Origin of the sequence: Thermomonas paludicola, from assembly GCF_024498955.1 — a bacterium.
GTDB classification, from domain to species: Bacteria; Pseudomonadota; Gammaproteobacteria; order Xanthomonadales; family Xanthomonadaceae; genus Thermomonas; species Thermomonas paludicola.
In genome coordinates this window covers 207,998-224,994 of record NZ_CP093311.1, presented here as the reverse complement: position 1 = coordinate 224,994, position 16,997 = coordinate 207,998, and the positions used below count along the sequence as shown (strand labels likewise).

The following is a 16,997-nucleotide window of genomic DNA, read 5'->3' as shown; positions in this document are numbered from 1 at the left end:
AAGGCACATGACATGAAACGTCTCAAAGGATTCCTGCTTGGCCTTGGCACCGTGCTGGCACTGCTTGCCGCGTTGGTGGCCTGGATCATGCTGCCCTGGTATGCGGTGCTCGGGCTCGCGGCATTCATCGCGCTGTGGCTGGTGCTTGCCCGCAGCGGAAAGCTGGCCCTGGCTGCCGCCTCCATCGGCATCGCCGGCCTGCCGCAGCGCTGGGGCGCGTCGGCGGTGATCGTGGTCGGCATCGCCGGCGTGGTCGCGGTGCTGGTGGCGATGCTGGCGATGGGCGAAGGTTTCAAGGCGACGCTGGACAAGACGGGTGGCACCGACAGCGCGATCATCCTGCGCGGCGGCTCGCAGGCCGAAACCAACTCGGTGATCATGCGCGACCAGGTGCCGTTGATCGGTTCGCTGGCGGGGATCGCCAGAGGCGCGGACGGCAAGCCACTGGCATCGCCGGAGCTCTCGCAGGTGGTGAACCTGCCCTCGATGGCCGACGGCACCGATGCCAACGTGCAGTTCCGCGGCGTGGGCGAGGCGGCGTGGACACTGCGGCCGCAGCTGAAGATGATCGAGGGCCGCAGGTTCCAGCCGGGGCTGCGCGAGATCGTGGTGGGGCGCGGCGCGCAACAGCAGTTCCGCGGGCTGCAGGTCGGCAAGCAACTCGAGCTGGCCAACCAGATGTGGACGGTCGTCGGCGTGTTTGAATCCAGGGATTCACACGACTCCGAGCTGTGGACCGATGCCGATGTCCTGGGCCCGGCCTACCAGCGCAGCGCGTTCCAGTCGGTGACCGTGAAGCTGGACGGCAAGAACGGCTTCAAGCAGCTCAAGGCGGCGCTGGCCGCCGACCCGCGGCTGAAGCTGGATGTGGAAACCACCCACGACTATTACGCCAAGCAATCCGAAGGGCTGACCAAGCTGATCAACATCCTTGGCAAGGTGATCGGGGCGATCATGGCGATCGGTGCGGTGTTCGGCGCGCTGAACTCGATGTATGCCGCCGTGGCCGGCCGCGCGCGCGAGATCGCGACCATGCGCGCGCTGGGCTTCCGCGGCCTGCCGGTGGTCACCGCGGTGATGCTGGAAACCATGCTGCTGGCGCTGCTGGGCGGGCTGCTGGGCGCTGGCCTGGCGTGGCTGGTCTTCAACGGCTACACGGTCAGCACGCTGGGGCAGAACTTCAGCCAGGTGGTGTTCCAGTTCAAGGTCTCGCCGGAGCTGCTGTGGACCGGGCTGAAGTGGGCACTGGGGATTGGCTTGGTCGGTGGCTTGTTCCCGGCACTGCGCGCGGCGCGGCTGCCGGTGACCGAGGCCCTGCGCGCGGCGTGAACAGCGCGCTTCACACCAGCTCACCCACCTCGTTGTCCATCTTGCGCCGCCACAGGCCTTCGCCCACGAACACCAGCAAGGCCAGCCAGATGCAGGCAAAGCCCACCAGGCGGGTGCGGTCGAAGGCTTCGTGGAGGATGAACACGCCGATCAGGAACTGCAGGGTCGGCGCGATGTATTGCAGGATGCCCACGGTGGTCAGCGAGATCCTGCGCACCGCATAGGCAAAGCCCACCAGCGGCAGCGCGGTGACCAGGCCCGACAGCACCAGCAGCGCGCTCAACCCGGCGCCGTAACCGGGCGCACCATTGATGGGCAAGAAGCCGCCCGCGCCATGCAGTTCACTCCACAACAACGCGCCCAGCACCGGCACGAACAGATAGGCGCTTTCCACGCCGAGCCCGGCGACGGAATCCACGTGCGCCAGCTTGCGCAGCACCCCGTACAGGCCGAACGAACACGCCAGCGCCAGCGCGATCCACGGGAATTGGCCGTATTGCACGGTCAGCCAGGTCACGCCGGCTGCCGCGATCGCCACCGCCACCCACTGCAGCGGGCGCAGCCGCTCGCGCATGAACAACACGCCGATCACCACGTTGAGCAGCGGATTGATGAAATATCCCAGCGCGGTTTCCACCACGTGGCCGGCGTTCACCGCCCAGATGTACAGGCCCCAGTTGCAGGAAATCAGCACGCCGCTCAGCGCCAGCATCCACCACAGCTTCGGTTGTCCGCGCAGGGTGCTGCGAAGCCAACTGCGACCATCACGCCAGAACAGGAACACGCCGACGAACAGCGCGCTCCATACCACCCGGTGCAACACGATCTGCAGCGACGGCACCGCCACGAGCAGGTGCCAATACAGCGGCGCCAGCCCCCACATCACGAACGTGGCGATGGCAACCCAGGTGCCACGCACGGCATCGTCGCCGGATCTCATGCCTTGGCGTTCCCGATTTTGGCCAGGGTAATCGCGACCACCCCCAGCAGGATCACCGCCATTGCCGCCAATTCGCGCGGGCCGAAATGCTCGTGCGCCAATGCCGCGCCCAGCACCACCGCAATCGCCGGGTTCACATAGGCATAACTGGTGGCCAGCGCCGGGCGCACGTGATGCAGCAGCCAGATGTAGGCCGAGAATCCCGCCAGCGACCCCAGCACCACCAGATACCAGAACGCCCCGATGGCGTGCGCGGTGGGCAGGCCGTGGAAGCGCTCACCCAGGCCCGCGCCCAGCAGGCTCATCGCCAGCCCGCCGCACAACATCTGTCCCGCCGCCGCCATGAACGGCGGCGGCAGATCGCGGCCGCGGCTCCAGATCGAACCAAACGACCACGCCAGCGACGCCACCAGCAACGCGGCCAGCCCGCCCGGGGTACCCGCCAGGCTGCCACCGGCACTGAGCCAGAGCACGCCCAGGAAACCGATTGCCAGCCCCAGCCACTCCATGCGATTGGGCCGATGCCCGCGCAATGCCGCAAACACCCCCATCCACAGCGCGGACGACGACACGATGACGGCGGTCATGCCGGACGACACGGTTTGCTCGCCGAAATTCACCATGCCATTGCCCATCAGCAGCAACAGCACGCCCATGACCAGCAGGTTCCGCCATTGCGGGCGCGTCGGCGCCGCCACCCCGCGCCAGCGCAGGACGGCATACAGCAGGCCGCCGGCCACCAGGAAGCGGATGCCGCCAAGCAGGAATGGCGGAAAGCCCCCCTCCAGCGCGAAGCGGATGGCCAGATAGGTGGAGCCCCAGATCAGATACAGCGCGGCCAGCGCAAGCGCAACGCTGGCGGCGGCGGGCGTGGACGCGGCGGAAGATGAGGAAGACGCCATTTGCTGACCTGCCAGACAACGGCGGGCACCCGAAGGTGCCCGCTGGGGAATGCATGAAGAAATTGAAGGTCGCGTGCGGTCAGTCGGCCCAGTGACCGGACGCGTTGCGCGTGGCCGGCAGCACCTGCGCCGCAAGCTTGGCATCCTTGCCCAGCAGGGCGACGGCATCGGCAAGGATTGCCGCGGATTCGCGCAGCAGCGGATCGGTGAGCTTCTTTGCAGCCTCTTCGCGCGCCACCGAATCCGCCACGTTGCGCTCGTCGGCGGTCAGGCCATCATCGGCGCGCGCATCCAGCAGCGGATCCAGCGCAATGCCGAGGCGCTTGCGCTCTTCGGTGCGCTGCTTGCGCTGCGCCTCGAATGCATCGCGCTCGTCGCGGCGCGCGGCTTCATTCAACGAAATCGACTTCTTGGCCTGTTCCTCGCGGAACTTGCGCACGTCCTCGACCCACCACTGGTATTCCACGTCCTTGGCCGAGCGCGCCTGGTGCAGCACGGCCAACTGCGGCAGCAGCGGCGTGAAATTGCCGTAGCGCACATGCGGTGCGGCAGCAATGCGCGTCCACGGCAGCGCGTTGGGATAGGTGCTCTCGCCGAACTCACTGGCATCCACGCTGACCGGGAACGCCACGTCCGGCTCCACGCCCTTGTTCTGGGTGCTGCTGCCATCCGGGCGGAAGAACTGCGCCACGGTCAGCTTGATCTCGCCGAAGCGCGGCTTCTCGTTGGCCGGCCAGCGATCCAGGTCCAGCATGGTCTGCACGGTCCCCTTGCCGAACGTGGTCTCGCCGATGACCAGGCCGCGCCCGTAATCCTTGATCGCACCGGCCACGATTTCCGACGCCGACGCCGAGCCGCGATTGACCAGTACCGCCAGCGGCCCGTCCCAGGCCACGCCTGCATCCTGGTCGTATTGCACGTTGACCCGGCCGCCCGACTCGCGCACCTGCACCACCGGGCCCTTGTCGATGAACAGCCCGGTCAGCTCCACCGCTTCGCTGAGCGAGCCGCCGCCGTTGCCGCGCAGGTCCAGCACCACGCCATCGAGCTTCTGCGCGCGGAACTCCACCAGCATCCTGGCCACGTCGCGGGTGGCCGATGCGTAATTGGGGTCATTGCGGCGGCGCGCATCGAAGTCCTGGTAGAAGCCGGGCAGCTTGATCACGCCGATCCGGCGCGCGGCCTGTCCGGCAGCCGCCGGCACCACGATGGTTTCGGCCTTGGCACGCGCATCCTCGATGCGCACCTTGGCGCGGGTCAGCTGCACCAGCTGCGGCTTGCTGTCCAGCGGTGCTTCGGCAGGAACCACGTCCAGGCGCACCTGGGTGTTGGCCGCGCCGCGAATCATCTGCACCACGTCATCGATGCGCCAACCGATCACGTCCTTCATTTCGCCGCTGCTGCCCTGGCCGACGCCCACGATGCGGTCGCCCGACTTGAGCTTGCCGCTGCGCGCAGCCGGGCCGCCCGGCACCATCTCGCGCACCACCACCACGTCGTCCTGGCGGAACAACACGGCACCGATGCCTTCCAGCGAATTGGACATCTGCACGTTGAAGTTTTCCGCGCTGCGCGGATTCATGTAGTCCGTGTGCGGATCGATGCTGCCGCTGTAGGCATTCATGAAGCTCTGGAAAATCTCGTCACCCTTCAATTCCTGCACGCTGGAAATGAGGTTGGCATAGCGCTTGTCCAGCGTCTTGCGGATCTCGTCGGGCTGCTTGCCGGCCAGTTTCAGGCGCAGCCAATCGTTCTTCACCGACTGCCGCCACAGCTGATTCAGGGCGGCATCATCAGCCCACGGCGCATCCTTGCGGTCGTAGGCGTAGCGCTCATCCTTGCTGAAATCGAAATTGCCCTTGAGCTGCTCGCGCGCATACGCGATACGCGCTTCGACGCGCTGGCGGTAGATCGCGAATATTGCCCATGCCGGATCCACCTGGCCGCTTTTGATCGCATCGTCCAGCGTGGTGGCGTACCTGCCGAAGCCGGCGACATCCTGGGCGGTGAAGAACACCTTGCCCGGATCCAGCGCTTTCAGGTACCCGGTCAGGATCTCGCCCGACAGCGCATCATCCAGCGCACGCGGGCGATAGGCATAGCGACTGTCGGACAGCACGCCATACACCATGCGCGAGGTGGTGGCCTGGTCCTGGGTAGGGCCGGACGCGGGGGCGATGTCGCTGCTGCCGGCCAACAGGGCAAGCGGCGTGGCCAATGCCAGCGCCAGGGAAAAAACGAGCAGGGGTCGGTTGCGAATCATCGTGGTTCCGCGACGTGGGGGCCGCATGGGGGATACGGGCAGGATGGGTGAAGCATCGACCACGCACCAGTGCTGAAAGTTGCACCACTGCGTTGCATTTCACTGTAACGGCCCGGGGTGCGGTTATGTGAACGCCGCCCTCACGAGGCGGCTCAAACCGGTGCGCCCGCATCGGCGGTGGCCAGGCGGGCAGCCGCCTGACGGTCGGCGTGGTAGCTGGAGCGCACCATCGGCCCGGACGCGACGTTGGCAAACCCGAGCGCGTGGCCGTAATCCGCCAAAGCCTGGAACTCGTCCGGCGTCCAGTAACGCAGCACCGGATGGTGATGCGCGCTGGGCTGCAGGTACTGGCCGATGGTCACCATTTCCACGTCGTGCGCGCGCAGGTCGCGCAGGGTGCCCTGCACCTGCTCCATGGTCTCGCCAAGGCCAAGCATGATTCCCGACTTGGTGGGAATGGCCGGGTGCTGCGCCTTGAACTTTTGCAGCAGGGTCAGCGACCACTGGTAGTCCGCGCCAGGGCGCACGTTGCGGTACAGGTCCGGCACCGTCTCGACGTTGTGGTTGAACACGTCCGGCGGATTGACCGCAAGAATCTCCAGCGCGCGATCCATGCGCCCCTTGCCGCGGAAATCGGGGGTGAGGATTTCGATTTTGGTAGCGGGCGTGAACTCGCGAATGGCGGTGATGCAGTCCACGAAGTGGCCGGCGCCGCCGTCGCGCAGGTCGTCGCGATCCACGCTGGTGATCACCACGTAGCGCAGCCCCATGTCCTTCACCGTCTGCGCCAGCCGCAGCGGCTCGGCGGGATCCGGCGGCTGGGGGCGGCCGTGGGCCACGTCGCAGAAACTGCAACGGCGGGTGCAAACCTCGCCGAGGATCATGAAGGTCGCGGTGCCGTGGCTGAAGCATTCGTGGATGTTCGGGCAGCTGGCTTCCTCGCACACGGTCACCAACCGGTTCTCGCGCAGCTTGGACTTCAGCGCCTGCACGGCGTTGCCGGCGGGAATGCGCACGCGGATCCAGCTCGGCTTGCGCAGCACCGGCGCGTCGGCAAACTGCACCGGCGAACGCGCGATTTTCTGGTCGGCCACCTGGCGCACGCCCGGCTCCAATGAAGGGGCGCCATCGGCAACGACGGCGAGCGGAATGCTGCGGGGATGAGTGCTCATGGCGCAATTATCGCGCACAACCGGGCTCAGTCCGCCAGAGGCCCCGGCAGCGCCGCGTCATGCTCCCATTGCAGCCGGAACTGCCGGCCCAGCTGGGCCTGCAACACCGGCTTGACGGCCTCCAGCGAGGACGGGCCGCCCAGATCCTGCAGCGCCACCACTTGCAGGCCCGCATAGCCGCAGGGATTGATGCGGGCGAACGGCGGCGTGCTGTCGCCGGTGATGTTGAATGCCAGCCCGTGGAAGGTGCAGCCACGGCGCACGCGGATGCCCAGCGAGGCGATCTTGGCAGCGCCCACGTACACACCCGGCGCGCCGTCCTTGCGCGCGGCGCCGATGTTCCATTCGGCCAGCGTGTCGATGATCGCCTGCTCGATCTTGCAGACGTACTCGCGCACGCCGATCTTCAGACGCTTCAGGTCCAGCAGCGGGTAGGCCACGATCTGGCCGGGCCCGTGGTAGGTGACCTGGCCGCCGCGATCGACGTGGAGCACCGGGATCGCGCCCGGCAACAGCACGTGTTCCGGCTTGCCGGCCTGGCCCAGGGTGAACACCGGTTCGTGCTCGACCAGCCACAGCTCATCGGGGGTGGCATCCGTGCGCGCATCGGTGAACGCCTGCATGGCGCGCCACACCGGCTCATACCGTTGGTGACCCAGATCGCGGGTGATGCCGGTGCGCGCCGCCGCCGCACCCGACGCTTGCAGCGCGCAGGGAGAGGCCTCGGACTTCACAGCGTCCACTTCACCTCGGGATGGTCGCGCAGGGCCTGGTGCGCGCGGTCATAGTCCTCGCGCGAATCGGCGCGAAACGCGATCCGCACCGACACGTACTTGCCGCTGGAGGAATGCCGCCAGTTCACCGATTCGCTCAGCACTTCGATGCCGGCGTCCAGCAGATGCTGCGGCAGTTCGCTTTCCAGGTGCCGTTCGGCCGCGCCCATCGCCGACAGCTCGAAGGTGCCGGGGAACTGGAAGCCGTGCTCGGGGTTGTCCGAGTTCGGCATCATCCCTGCCACCACATCAGCAGTTCGTGCCACAGGCGCTTGAAGAAGCCGCCCTCTTCCACCGCCTCCAGCGCCACCAGCGGCGCCTGCGCCACCGGCTTGCCGTCGAACATCACCTTCACCGTTCCCAGCCGCTGGCCCTTGGCGATCGGCGCCACCAGCGACTTCGGCAGGTCCATGCTGGCCTTCAGATGCTCGTACTTGCCGCGCGGCGTGGACACCAGAAGCGGCTGCGCCACGCCGACCTTGACCACGTCGGCCGCGCCCTTCCACACCTTGGGTGTTGCCAGCGACTTGCCCACGTCATACAGGCGATGCGATTCGTAGAAACGGAAGCCCCAGTTCAGCAGCGCCTGCGCATCCACCGCGCGCTGGTTCTCGCTGGTATCGCCCATCACCACACTGATCAAGCGCTGGTCGCCACGCTTGGCCGATGCCATCAGGCAATAGCCGGCGCGGGAGGTGTGGCCGGTCTTGATGCCATCGACCGAGGCATCGCGCCACAGCAGCAGGTTGCGGTTGGGCTGGGTGATCGGGCCGACCGTGAATTCCTTGAGCTTGTTGTAGGAATAGGCTTCCGGGAAATCGTGGATCAGCGCACGTCCCAGCAGCGCCAGATCATGGGCGGTGGACACATGCCCTTCGGTGGACAGCCCGTGCGGATTGACGAAGTGGGAATTGCGCATTCCGATCTTCTTGGCATAGGCGTTCATCAGCTGCGCAAAGGCTTCTTCGCTGCCGGCCACGTGTTCGGCCAGGGCAATCGCGGCATCGTTGCCCGACTGCACCACCATGCCCTTTTCCATTTCCACCAGCGGCGCGGTCTTGTTGACCTCGAAGCCGCTGTAGCTGCCGTCGGTGGCGGCGCCACCTTCGCGCCAGGCGTGCTCGCTCATCAGCACGGGATCATCCCGCTTGACCTTGCCTGCGGCCATTTCCGCGGCGATCACATAGCTGGTCATCACCTTGGTGATGCTGGCCGGCTCCACCGGGGTGTCGATGTTGTCGCCGGCCAGCACCTGCCCGGTGGCGGCATCCAGCAACACCCACGCCTTGCTGACCTTGGGCGCGGGCGCGTCCGGAATCGGCAGTGCATCGCTGAGCGCAACCGGGCGGGCAGGCGCGGGAATCTGGGCGATAGCCAAGCCTGAACCCAAGACGATGCCGGCGGCGGCCAGCGACACGAACAACAGCGAACGGGGATGCATTCCGGGACAACTCCTGAGATTGCGCAGACGCGGCGCACGTGTATTTCAAACGGGCATTTTACCGCGCCCGATCAGTTCCTGATCCGTTGCGGCTGGCCGAATCCCAGACCCACGATGCGCGCCGCAAGTTCCGCAGTCACGGCTTCGCTGACCGGGCCGATCCTCAGCCGCCAGATTTTCTTCCCGCCCACGTCCACATCCTGCAGCTGCGCGCGCGCGATCGCCGCCTCCTGCAGCAGGGACAGCGCACGCTGCGCGTTCTGCGGATTGCTGAAGCTGGCCACCTGCAGGGTGACCTCGCCCGCCACCGGCGCGGCAACCACCGCCACCGGCGTTTCGGGCTGCGCCGCGAGCGGCGCCGACACCGCCTGCGTCGCCAGCGCCGTTGCCGCAGACGCCATCGCCAACGCCGGCTTGCCGGTGGCCACGCGGATGCGCCGCGAACGCATCCACGCATCGAATTCGTCGGCCCCCATCACCCGCCCATCCTGGCGCATGTCAAAGCGGTTGCCCGCCGGCGACGACGCAGCGTCCGCGGGCAGCTTTCCGATCAGCGTGTCCATCGCCGTGTGCGGCGCGTCGCCATCGTCGTCCGCCGTCAATGCCTCAACCCGGACCCGGGCGGTGCCTTTTTCCCGATAACCCAGCTTGACCGCCGCCGCATAGCTGAGGTCGATCACCCGCCCCGGATGGAAGGGGCCACGATCATTGATGCGCACGATCACCGACCTGCCGTTGTCGAGATTGGTCACCCGCGCGAAGCTGGGGAGCGGCAGGGTCTTGTGCGCCGCGCTGAAGGCGTACATGTCGTACACCTCCTGGCTGGAGGTGCGCCGGCCATGGAATTTGTTGCCGTAATACGAAGCCAGGCCTTCTTCGACGTAACCGGAAGGATTGTCCAGCACCGCATAGCGCTTGCCCAGCACCGCGTAATCGCGATTGCCGGTGCGCGCACGCGGTTCGTCGCGCACCTCCGGCTCGGGAATCGCGTCCACGTCGGGAATCTCATCCGGCACGGTGTCGGACTCGCCGGGGCGGAACAATCCTCCTGCCACGTAGTCGCCGCGCTTGGACGGATCTTCCTGCGCGGGCGCATAGGGCGAGACCTTGCCCTTGTGCGCGACAGGGGCGGGCGGCGGCGCGCTGCCGGCCTGCACCGGCGCCTTGGCCGCGCCTCCGGTGGTCGCACAGGCGGCCAGCAGCAGCGGCAACGCGGCCAGCAGCAGCGCATGCGCCTTCATGCGGGATCCGTCGCGCGACCGGCAATGGCCTCGGCCAGCTGGAACACGGCGGTCGCGTACAGCCGCGAGGTGTTGTACGCGGTGATCGCCTTGAAATTGTTGAAGACCAGCCAGTATTCCGGCCCGGCCACGCCATCCAGGGTGACCAGGGTCGCCTGCGGCCCCGCATCGGTGTAAACGAAGCGCAGATCGACCGGGCGGTAGCCCTTCGCCTGCAATGACGCCAGGGTTTGGTCGAGGCTGACCGCATTGCCTGGATTGACGAAATCAGCCGCACCCGGATCGCGGGCCGCGCGCGCCATCACCGGCCCGCTGCGCTCCCACTTGCCCTTCTTCGCGAAGTAGTTCGCCACCGACGCGATCACGTCGTCGAGATCATTGAACAAATCGCGCTTGCCGTCGCCATCGCCATCCACCGCGTACTGGCGGTAACTGGACGGCATGAACTGGCCCCAGCCCATCGCGCCGGCATAGCTGCCTTTCAGCTGCGTGATGTCGACCCCTTCCTCTTTCCCAAGCGCGAACAGCTGCGCCAGTTCGTCGCGGAAGAACGCCTCGCGCTTGTCCTCGTAGGCCACGCGCGCCGGATCGCCGCTGCGCGGGTAGGCGAAGGCCAGCGTGTACAGCGCATCCACCACCGGATAGCTGCCCTTGTTGCCGCCGTAGCTGGTTTCCACGCCGATGATCGCGGTGACGACTTCCTTTGGCACGCCGTAGGTGTCTTCGGCGCGCTGCAGCGCGGCGCGATTTTCTTCGAGGAAGGCGCGCCCCCCATCGATCCGCGCCGGCTGGATGAAGATCGGCCGATAGTCCCGCCACGGTTTCGCTTCGGCCGGCCGCGCCATCGCCCTGACGATGGAATCGCGGATCTGCGCGTGGGCCAGCACCGCTTCGATCTGCGCGGCGGGAATGCCGAAGCGCTGCGCGGTGGTGCGCGCGAACTCGGCGCGGGCGACCTCCATATCGCGCTCATGCGCCGCTGTCGGCAGCGGTGTGGCAGCCACCGGCAGCGGTGTCGGTGCGGGCACCCGCGACGTCTGGGGTACGGTCGCGCACGCGGCAAGCGCGAGCGCGGCAAGGCTGGGCAAAGTGCGTCGGGTCATCGGCGCGGAGGGTAGCACGCACCGCAAACAGAATCGGAATGGCGCATTCAGTTTGAACCGTGAACCGGAGCCCCTGCGCCGGGACACGAAACGCATGTCACCGATGCACCGGCCGGTGCGCTTTCAGCGCCATCACCACGCCAAAGCCCAGCAGGATGGTCACCGCCGAGGTGCCGCCGTAGCTCAGCAGCGGCATCGGCACGCCCACCACCGGCAGCAGGCCGGAGATCATGCCGCCATTGACCAACACGTACACGAACAGCGACAGTCCGATGGCACCGGCCAGCAGGCGCGCATAGCCATCGCGCGAGTCGGCCGCGATCCACAGGCAACGCGTGATCACGCACAGGTACAGCAGCAGCACCACGGCCACGCCGAGCCAGCCGAAATCCTCGGCCAGCACCGAGAAGGCGAAGTCGGTGGTGTGCTCGGGCAGGTAGTTCAGGTGCGACTGGGTGCCCTGTCCCCAGCCCTTGCCGGTCAGGCCGCCGCCGCCAATGGCGATTTGCGATTGCAGGATGTTCCAACCCGCGCCCATCGGGTCATTGTCGGGATTGCGGAAAGTGAGGATGCGGTTCTGCTGATAGGGCCGCAGGAAGCCCAGCCACGCGATCGGCGCGAACATGGCCAGCGCGAAGCCGCCGCCGCCCACCGCGCCGGCCGCGCCCCACCACCACCAGGAGGTGCCGGCCAGGAACAGCACGAACACGCCGGTGGCCAGGATCAGCACCGCCGTGCCCAGGTCGTGCTGGAGCAGGGTCAACCCCACCGGCAGCGCGATGATCGCCACCGCGCCAAGCAGCACCGGGAAGCGCGGCGGCAGGCGATACCGGTCGAAATGCCAGGCCAGCATCATCGGCAGGGTCAGCTTGGACAACTCGGACGGCTGCACGTTGAAAAAGCCGAGGTTGATCCAGTGGTTGCCGTACTTGCCGCTGCCGATGAACAGCACCAGCACCATTGGCAGCAGCGAGGCCACGAACACCGCTGGCGTGGCCTGCTTGAGCAGATGCACCGGCACCCGCGACACGGCCCACAAGGCACCCAGGCCCACGCAGAAGAACGCACCCTGCATCACCACCCCGCGCACGGACTCATTGCTGGCGCTGTACTGGGTGACCAGGCCAATCCCCATCAGGGCCAGCAGCAGGGCCAGCAAGGGCAGGTCAAGGCTGCGCGTGAACCGCTGCAGCAGCTCCAGCAGCCAGCGCAGCAGGAAGCTCATTTACCCTCCTTCACCGGCGACGGCACGCGGTCGGCACCGGGACTGCCGATGACGTTGGAAAAATCCGGAAGCGTGGCCACGGGCAGCAGCGTGCCTTCCGGCTTCGGCGGCTCCGGCTTTTTGCCCAGCAGCCACGCATCGAACACCTTGCGTGCAATCGGCGCGGCGGTGGCCGCCCCGTAGCCGCCACCCTCGATGGCCACGGCAATGGCGATGGTCGGCGCATCGGCGGGTGCAAACGCGATGAACAACGCGCGATGGCGAAGATGCATCGGCAGGCTGCGCGGATTCAGCGCCGCCGTCCCGCGCCGGCTGACCACCTGTGCCGTGCCGGTCTTGCCGGCAATCAGATAGGTCAGCCCGGGGCGGATGTTGGTGGCCGTTCCGGGGCCGTGCACGGTGGCGATCATGCCTTCGCGCACCGCCTGCAGATGGGCCGGGTTGTCGCTGATGCGGCGGGCCGGCTGCAGCGGCACGGGGGCCCACGGCGCCTGGAACCCGGCGCGCATGTCCTTCACCAGATGCGGTGGCCGCAGCCAGCCGCTGGCCAGCCCGCCGGTGGCCTGCGCCAACTGCAGCGGCGTCACCTTCCAGAAGCCCTGGCCAATGGCGGTGATGACGGTATCGCCCGGATACCAGTGGCCCTGCTTCGGCGCATATTTCGCCTTCCACTGCGGCGAAGGCAGATTGCCGCCGATTTCGCCCGCCAGATCCACTCCGGTCGGTTTGCCGAAGCCATAGCGCGCCATGTAGTCATCGACGCGGGCGATGCCCATGTCCAGCGCCAGCTTGTAGTAGTAGGTGTTGACCGATTCGTAGATCGACTTGCGCAGGTCGGTCCAGCCGTGGCCACCACGGTGCGAATCGCCATAACCGCGTTTCTGCCCCGGCAGGTAGAACATGCCGGTCGAAAGTATCTTGTCCTCGGCGCGGCGCGTGCCGCTGTCCAACCCCGCCAAGCCCAGCAACGGCTTGATGGTGGAGCCCGGGGCAACGCCGCCCAGCACCACCCGGTTGAACTGCGGGCGCGAGGGATTGTCATTGAGCGCCCTGAACTCGGCGTGGCTGATGCCGTTGACGAACAGGTTGGGATCGAACGCCGGCAGGCTGACCATTGCCAGGATTTCGCCAGTGCGCGGATCCACCGCCACCGCCGACCCTTCCAGCTCGCCAAATGCATCGGTCATCGCCTGCTGCAGGTCGATGTCGATCGACAGCCGCAGATCCGCGCCCGGCACGGCAGGCACCGTGTCCAGTGCGCGCACCGTGCGCCCGGCCACGTTGGTTTCCAGCCGCCGATAACCCGGTTTCCCGCGCAGCTGCACTTCGTAATAGCGCTCCAGCCCCGACTTGCCGACGTGGGTATAGGCACCGCCGGCATCCCCCAGCCCCGCCAGATCTTTTTCATCGGCGCGCGCGACATAGCCCACCACGTGTGCCAGCAGTGCCCCATAGGGATACACACGCCCCAAATACGGCACCAGGTCCACCCCCGGGAAGCGCCAACGATTGACCGCGAAGCGGGCCGCTTCGTCGTCGCTCACCCGCAGTTTCAGGGTCACCGGCTTGAACGGCCGCGCCGCACGGTAGTCGCGCAGGAACTGCGCCTGCTGCTCGGCATCCAGCGCCACCACGCCCTGCAATCCAGCCAGCAACGCGGCACCGTCTCCCGCACGCTCCGGCACCGCATCCAGCCGCCAGGCCGCCACGTTGTCGGCCAGGATCCGGCCCTTGCGGTCGTAGATCAGGCCGCGCGCGGGCGCCACCGGCACCAGCCGCAGGCGGTTGCTCTCCGAGCGGGTGGCATACAGCGCGTGCTGCACCACCTGCAGCTTGAAATACCAGAGGCCCAGCGCTCCCAGCCCGACCAGCACGCCAAGGAAGCCGACCAGCGCGCGCCGTCGGAACTGCGCGGCCTCGGCAGCGTGGTCCTTGAGGATGCGGACACGGCGGATCATGGCTCAGCCACGCCGGCGCAGCCGCAGCGCGTCCAGCAGCAGGCGCAGCGGCGGCCACAGCAGCATGCCCAGCAGCGGCGTGAGCCAATATGCCCACGGCAGCTGCGGCACGCCCATCACCACATGGATCACCGCATTGATCACGCGATCATTGAGCAGCAGCACGCCGACCGCCAGCGCCTGCTGCGACATCGGGAAGAATCGCAGCCGCGCGCGGAAGCGGTCCAGAATGAAGGCCAGCACCACCAGGCGCAGCGCCTGTTCGCCCAGCAGCCCGCCGAAGGCGAGATCGGCCAGCAAGCCAAGCGCAAACGCGGCCCCCATGCCCACCCGATGCGGCGCCTCCAGCAGCCAGTACGCCAGCACCAAGGCCAGCCAGTACGGCCGCAGCGGTTGCAACAGGCCCGGCAACGGCACCAGCCCCAGCAGCAGGGCCAGCAACAAGCTGACCGGCAACAGCCAGCCGCTGCGCGGCCGGCTCATGGCCGCACCTGCTTGCCGGCGGGCGCAGGCGCATTGGCACCCGCCATCGCCAACGGCGCCCGGTAGCCGCGCAGCAGCAGGACGTCGCGACCACGATCCAGCTGTGCCGCCGGGGTGACGTCGGCTTCCAGGAAGGCACGGCTGTCATCGGCGCGCAGCGTCCCCACCGTGCCCACGGTGAAGCCCGGCGGGAAGCGATCGCCCAGCCCCGAGGTCAGCAATTGGTCTCCTCTGCGCACGTCGGCCGACAACGGCACGTCCGCCAACAGCAGGGCATCGCTGCGGCCAGTGCCATACACCACCAGGCGCACGCCGCTGCGCGCCACCATCACCGGCACCACATGGTCGGGATCGGTCACCAGCAGCACGGTGGCCGTGGTGGGCGTGGTGGCGATGACCTGCCCCATCAGCCCACCGGCATCGATGACCGGCTGGCCCACACGCACGCCGCCGCTGCTGCCCGCATCCAGCAACAGGCGCTGGCGGGTGGGATCCAGGTCAATATCCAGCACGCCGGCCAGTTGCACGTCCAGGCGCGCACGTTCGGCGCTATCCAGCAGGCCGCGCAAGCGCGCATTCTCGGCGGCCGCCGTGCGCAGGCGCGCGTTGCGGGCGGCGGTCAGCAGCAGGGCTTGGCGCAGGCGGGCATTGTCGGCTGCAAGCTGGGCACGGGTCACCGCATTCTCGCGCAGGGCAGTGCCTACCCGGGCCGGCTGCCCGGCCAACCACCACAGCGGCTGCACGGCGGCCTCCGCGCGCGCGCGCAACGCGTGCAGCCAACCGCCACGGTAGTCCAGCACCATCAGCGCAGTGGCCAGGATCAAAAACGCCAGCAGTCGCAACACGCCGGCGACTTCGCCGGGACGGGCAGCGGGGGAACCGGCATGGCTGGGCACGTCAGTGGGTCAACTGGTGGCGGGAAGGAAGATTGAAGCAACAGTTTGGCCCATGCGGGTGGGCGCGCAAACGATGTCGCAGGTTCGTGAGGCAGCGAACACGTCCATGCCGTCGCTGCCGGCGCGCGCCCGGCGCTTGCCGGACGCGGGCCGTGCAGCTCATTCGGGGGCGAAAAACTCGTTGCCGTGCATGTCCACCAGTTCCAGCGCACGCCCGCCGCCGCGTGCCACGCAGGTCAGCGGGTCGTCGGCCACCTGCACGTGCAGGCCGGTTTCCTCGGAAATCAGCTTGTCCAGGTCGCGCAGCAGCGCGCCGCCGCCGGTCAGCACGATGCCGCGCTCGGCCACGTCGGCGCACAGCTCCGGCGGGGTCTGCTCCAACGCCAGCCGAATCGCCGAAACGATGCCGGCCAGCGGCTCGCGCAGCGCTTCCAGCACCTCGTTGGAATTCATCGGGATGATCTTGGGCACGCCCTCGGCCAGATGCCGCCCCGAGATTTCCATTTCGCGCACGTGCTGCTGCTGGTAGGCGTTGCCGAGTTCCATCTTGATGCGCTCGGCCGTGGCATCGCCAATCAGCATGCCGTGGTGACGGCGGACATAGGCGATGATGGATTCGTCGAAGCGGTCGCCGCCGATGCGTACCGACTGCGAATAGACGATGCCGTTCAGCGCGATCACCGCCACCTCGGTGGTGCCACCGCCGATGTCGACCACCATCGAACCGCGCGCCTCGGTCACCGGCATGCCGGCGCCGATCGCCGCGGCCATCGGCTCCTCGATCAGGTACACCTCGCGCGCGCCGGCCTCTTCCGCCGACTCCTTGATCGCGCGCCGCTCGACCTGGGTGCTGCCGGCCGGCACGCACACCAGCACGCGCGGGCTGGGGCGCAGGAAGCGGCTCTTGTGCACCTTGCGGATGAAATGCTTGAGCATTTCCTCGGTGTAGGTGAAGTCGGCGATCACGCCATCCTTCATCGGCCGCACCGTGGTCATGTGGCCCGGCGTGCGGCCCAGCATCTGCTTGGCCTCGCTGCCCACCGCCGCCACCGCGCGCGCGCCGCCGCCGCGATCCTGGCGCACCGCCACCACCGACGGCTCGTTGAGGACGATGCCCTGGCCGCGCACGTAGATGAGGGTGTTGGCAGTGCCGAGGTCGATGGACAGGTCGCTGGAAAAATAGCCCCTGAGGAACTTGAACATGCTGGAGTCGCGCCGGAAGAGGGGGAGGCCGCGTGCAAGGACGCGGGACAGGAGCCTGGCGGAGGACG

General features: G+C 67.6%; 15 protein-coding genes. 1 reads left to right on the top strand and 14 read right to left on the bottom strand.

The features are described from left to right. The first annotated feature begins 12 nt into the window (after positions 1 to 12). The gene (locus LIW09_RS00965; RefSeq protein WP_256646130.1) at positions 13 to 1,329 is read left to right on the top strand and encodes an ABC transporter permease; all 1,317 of its coding nucleotides are present in this window, start codon (positions 13 to 15) and stop codon (positions 1,327 to 1,329) included. A gap of 10 nt (positions 1,330 to 1,339) precedes the next feature. Here the strand turns inward: LIW09_RS00965 and rarD are convergent, their stop codons facing one another. From rarD to LIW09_RS00895, 14 genes are all read right to left on the bottom strand, one after another. Beyond that, positions 1,340 to 2,269: an EamA family transporter RarD gene (gene rarD / locus LIW09_RS00960; protein ID WP_256646129.1), complete on the bottom strand. Its 930-nt coding sequence runs from the start codon at positions 2,267 to 2,269 to the stop codon at positions 1,340 to 1,342. Next, positions 2,266 to 3,171: a drug/metabolite exporter YedA gene (yedA, locus tag LIW09_RS00955; protein ID WP_256646128.1), complete on the bottom strand. Its 906-nt coding sequence runs from the start codon at positions 3,169 to 3,171 to the stop codon at positions 2,266 to 2,268. The genes rarD and yedA overlap by 4 nt, the downstream gene beginning before the upstream one ends. 79 nt (positions 3,172 to 3,250) lie before the next feature. Beyond that, the gene (locus LIW09_RS00950; protein ID WP_256646127.1) at positions 3,251 to 5,434 is read right to left on the bottom strand and encodes a carboxy terminal-processing peptidase; all 2,184 of its coding nucleotides are present in this window, start codon (positions 5,432 to 5,434) and stop codon (positions 3,251 to 3,253) included. A 152-nt stretch (positions 5,435 to 5,586) separates the two neighbouring features. Continuing rightward, positions 5,587 to 6,606, bottom strand: coding sequence for a lipoyl synthase (gene lipA, locus LIW09_RS00945; protein WP_256646126.1), 1,020 nt, complete (start codon positions 6,604 to 6,606; stop codon positions 5,587 to 5,589). A 26-nt stretch (positions 6,607 to 6,632) separates the two neighbouring features. Then, a complete protein-coding gene (lipB, locus tag LIW09_RS00940; RefSeq protein WP_425507898.1) occupies positions 6,633 to 7,349 on the bottom strand; it encodes a lipoyl(octanoyl) transferase LipB in 717 nt (238 codons plus the stop codon). Beyond that, the gene (locus LIW09_RS00935; protein ID WP_256646125.1) at positions 7,337 to 7,615 is read right to left on the bottom strand and encodes a DUF493 family protein; all 279 of its coding nucleotides are present in this window, start codon (positions 7,613 to 7,615) and stop codon (positions 7,337 to 7,339) included. Before LIW09_RS00935 ends, lipB begins: the two co-directional genes overlap by 13 nt. Continuing rightward, entirely contained in the window at positions 7,612 to 8,805 is a 1,194-nt protein-coding gene (locus tag LIW09_RS00930) for a D-alanyl-D-alanine carboxypeptidase family protein (protein WP_425507920.1), read from the bottom strand. Before LIW09_RS00930 ends, LIW09_RS00935 begins: the two co-directional genes overlap by 4 nt. An 86-nt stretch (positions 8,806 to 8,891) precedes the next feature. Then, complete coding sequence (locus LIW09_RS00925; protein WP_256646123.1) at positions 8,892 to 10,061, bottom strand: septal ring lytic transglycosylase RlpA family protein; 1,170 nt, start codon at positions 10,059 to 10,061, stop codon at positions 8,892 to 8,894. Next, positions 10,058 to 11,164: a lytic murein transglycosylase B gene (gene mltB / locus LIW09_RS00920; protein ID WP_256646122.1), complete on the bottom strand. Its 1,107-nt coding sequence runs from the start codon at positions 11,162 to 11,164 to the stop codon at positions 10,058 to 10,060. The genes LIW09_RS00925 and mltB overlap by 4 nt, the downstream gene beginning before the upstream one ends. Before the next feature lie 97 nt (positions 11,165 to 11,261). Further along, on the bottom strand, positions 11,262 to 12,389 hold the full coding sequence (gene rodA / locus LIW09_RS00915) for a rod shape-determining protein RodA (RefSeq protein ID WP_256646121.1): 1,128 nt from the start codon (positions 12,387 to 12,389) through the stop codon (positions 11,262 to 11,264). Further along, positions 12,386 to 14,347 carry a penicillin-binding protein 2 gene (gene mrdA, locus LIW09_RS00910; RefSeq protein ID WP_338064823.1) on the bottom strand — a complete coding sequence of 654 codons (1,962 nt, stop codon included), beginning with the start codon at positions 14,345 to 14,347 and terminating at the stop codon, positions 12,386 to 12,388. The genes rodA and mrdA overlap by 4 nt, the downstream gene beginning before the upstream one ends. A 3-nt stretch (positions 14,348 to 14,350) precedes the next feature. Continuing rightward, positions 14,351 to 14,830, bottom strand: a complete 480-nt coding sequence (mreD, locus tag LIW09_RS00905; RefSeq protein WP_256646120.1) for a rod shape-determining protein MreD — start codon at positions 14,828 to 14,830, stop codon at positions 14,351 to 14,353. Next, positions 14,827 to 15,726 carry a rod shape-determining protein MreC gene (gene mreC / locus LIW09_RS00900; protein ID WP_425507897.1) on the bottom strand — a complete coding sequence of 300 codons (900 nt, stop codon included), beginning with the start codon at positions 15,724 to 15,726 and terminating at the stop codon, positions 14,827 to 14,829. Before mreC ends, mreD begins: the two co-directional genes overlap by 4 nt. A gap of 159 nt (positions 15,727 to 15,885) precedes the next feature. Next, positions 15,886 to 16,929 (bottom strand): rod shape-determining protein, encoded by a 1,044-nt coding sequence (locus tag LIW09_RS00895; RefSeq protein ID WP_256646119.1) that lies wholly within the window; start codon positions 16,927 to 16,929, stop codon positions 15,886 to 15,888. Positions 16,930 to 16,997 lie beyond the last annotated feature (68 nt).

Coding starts and splice junctions, on each gene's coding strand:
- LIW09_RS00950 (WP_256646127.1), bottom strand. CDS start 5,434: ATGATTCGCAACCGACCCCTGCTCGTTTTTTCCCTGGCGCTGGCATTG.
- LIW09_RS00925 (WP_256646123.1), bottom strand. CDS start 10,061: ATGAAGGCGCATGCGCTGCTGCTGGCCGCGTTGCCGCTGCTGCTGGCC.
- mreD (WP_256646120.1), bottom strand. CDS start 14,830: ATGAGCCGGCCGCGCAGCGGCTGGCTGTTGCCGGTCAGCTTGTTGCTG.
- LIW09_RS00895 (WP_256646119.1), bottom strand. CDS start 16,929: ATGTTCAAGTTCCTCAGGGGCTATTTTTCCAGCGACCTGTCCATCGAC.
- LIW09_RS00935 (WP_256646125.1), bottom strand. CDS start 7,615: ATGATGCCGAACTCGGACAACCCCGAGCACGGCTTCCAGTTCCCCGGC.
- LIW09_RS00965 (WP_256646130.1), top strand. CDS start 13: ATGAAACGTCTCAAAGGATTCCTGCTTGGCCTTGGCACCGTGCTGGCA.
- rodA (WP_256646121.1), bottom strand. CDS start 12,389: ATGAGCTTCCTGCTGCGCTGGCTGCTGGAGCTGCTGCAGCGGTTCACG.
- mrdA (WP_338064823.1), bottom strand. CDS start 14,347: ATGATCCGCCGTGTCCGCATCCTCAAGGACCACGCTGCCGAGGCCGCG.
- mltB (WP_256646122.1), bottom strand. CDS start 11,164: ATGACCCGACGCACTTTGCCCAGCCTTGCCGCGCTCGCGCTTGCCGCG.
- lipA (WP_256646126.1), bottom strand. CDS start 6,606: ATGAGCACTCATCCCCGCAGCATTCCGCTCGCCGTCGTTGCCGATGGC.
- rarD (WP_256646129.1), bottom strand. CDS start 2,269: ATGAGATCCGGCGACGATGCCGTGCGTGGCACCTGGGTTGCCATCGCC.
- yedA (WP_256646128.1), bottom strand. CDS start 3,171: ATGGCGTCTTCCTCATCTTCCGCCGCGTCCACGCCCGCCGCCGCCAGC.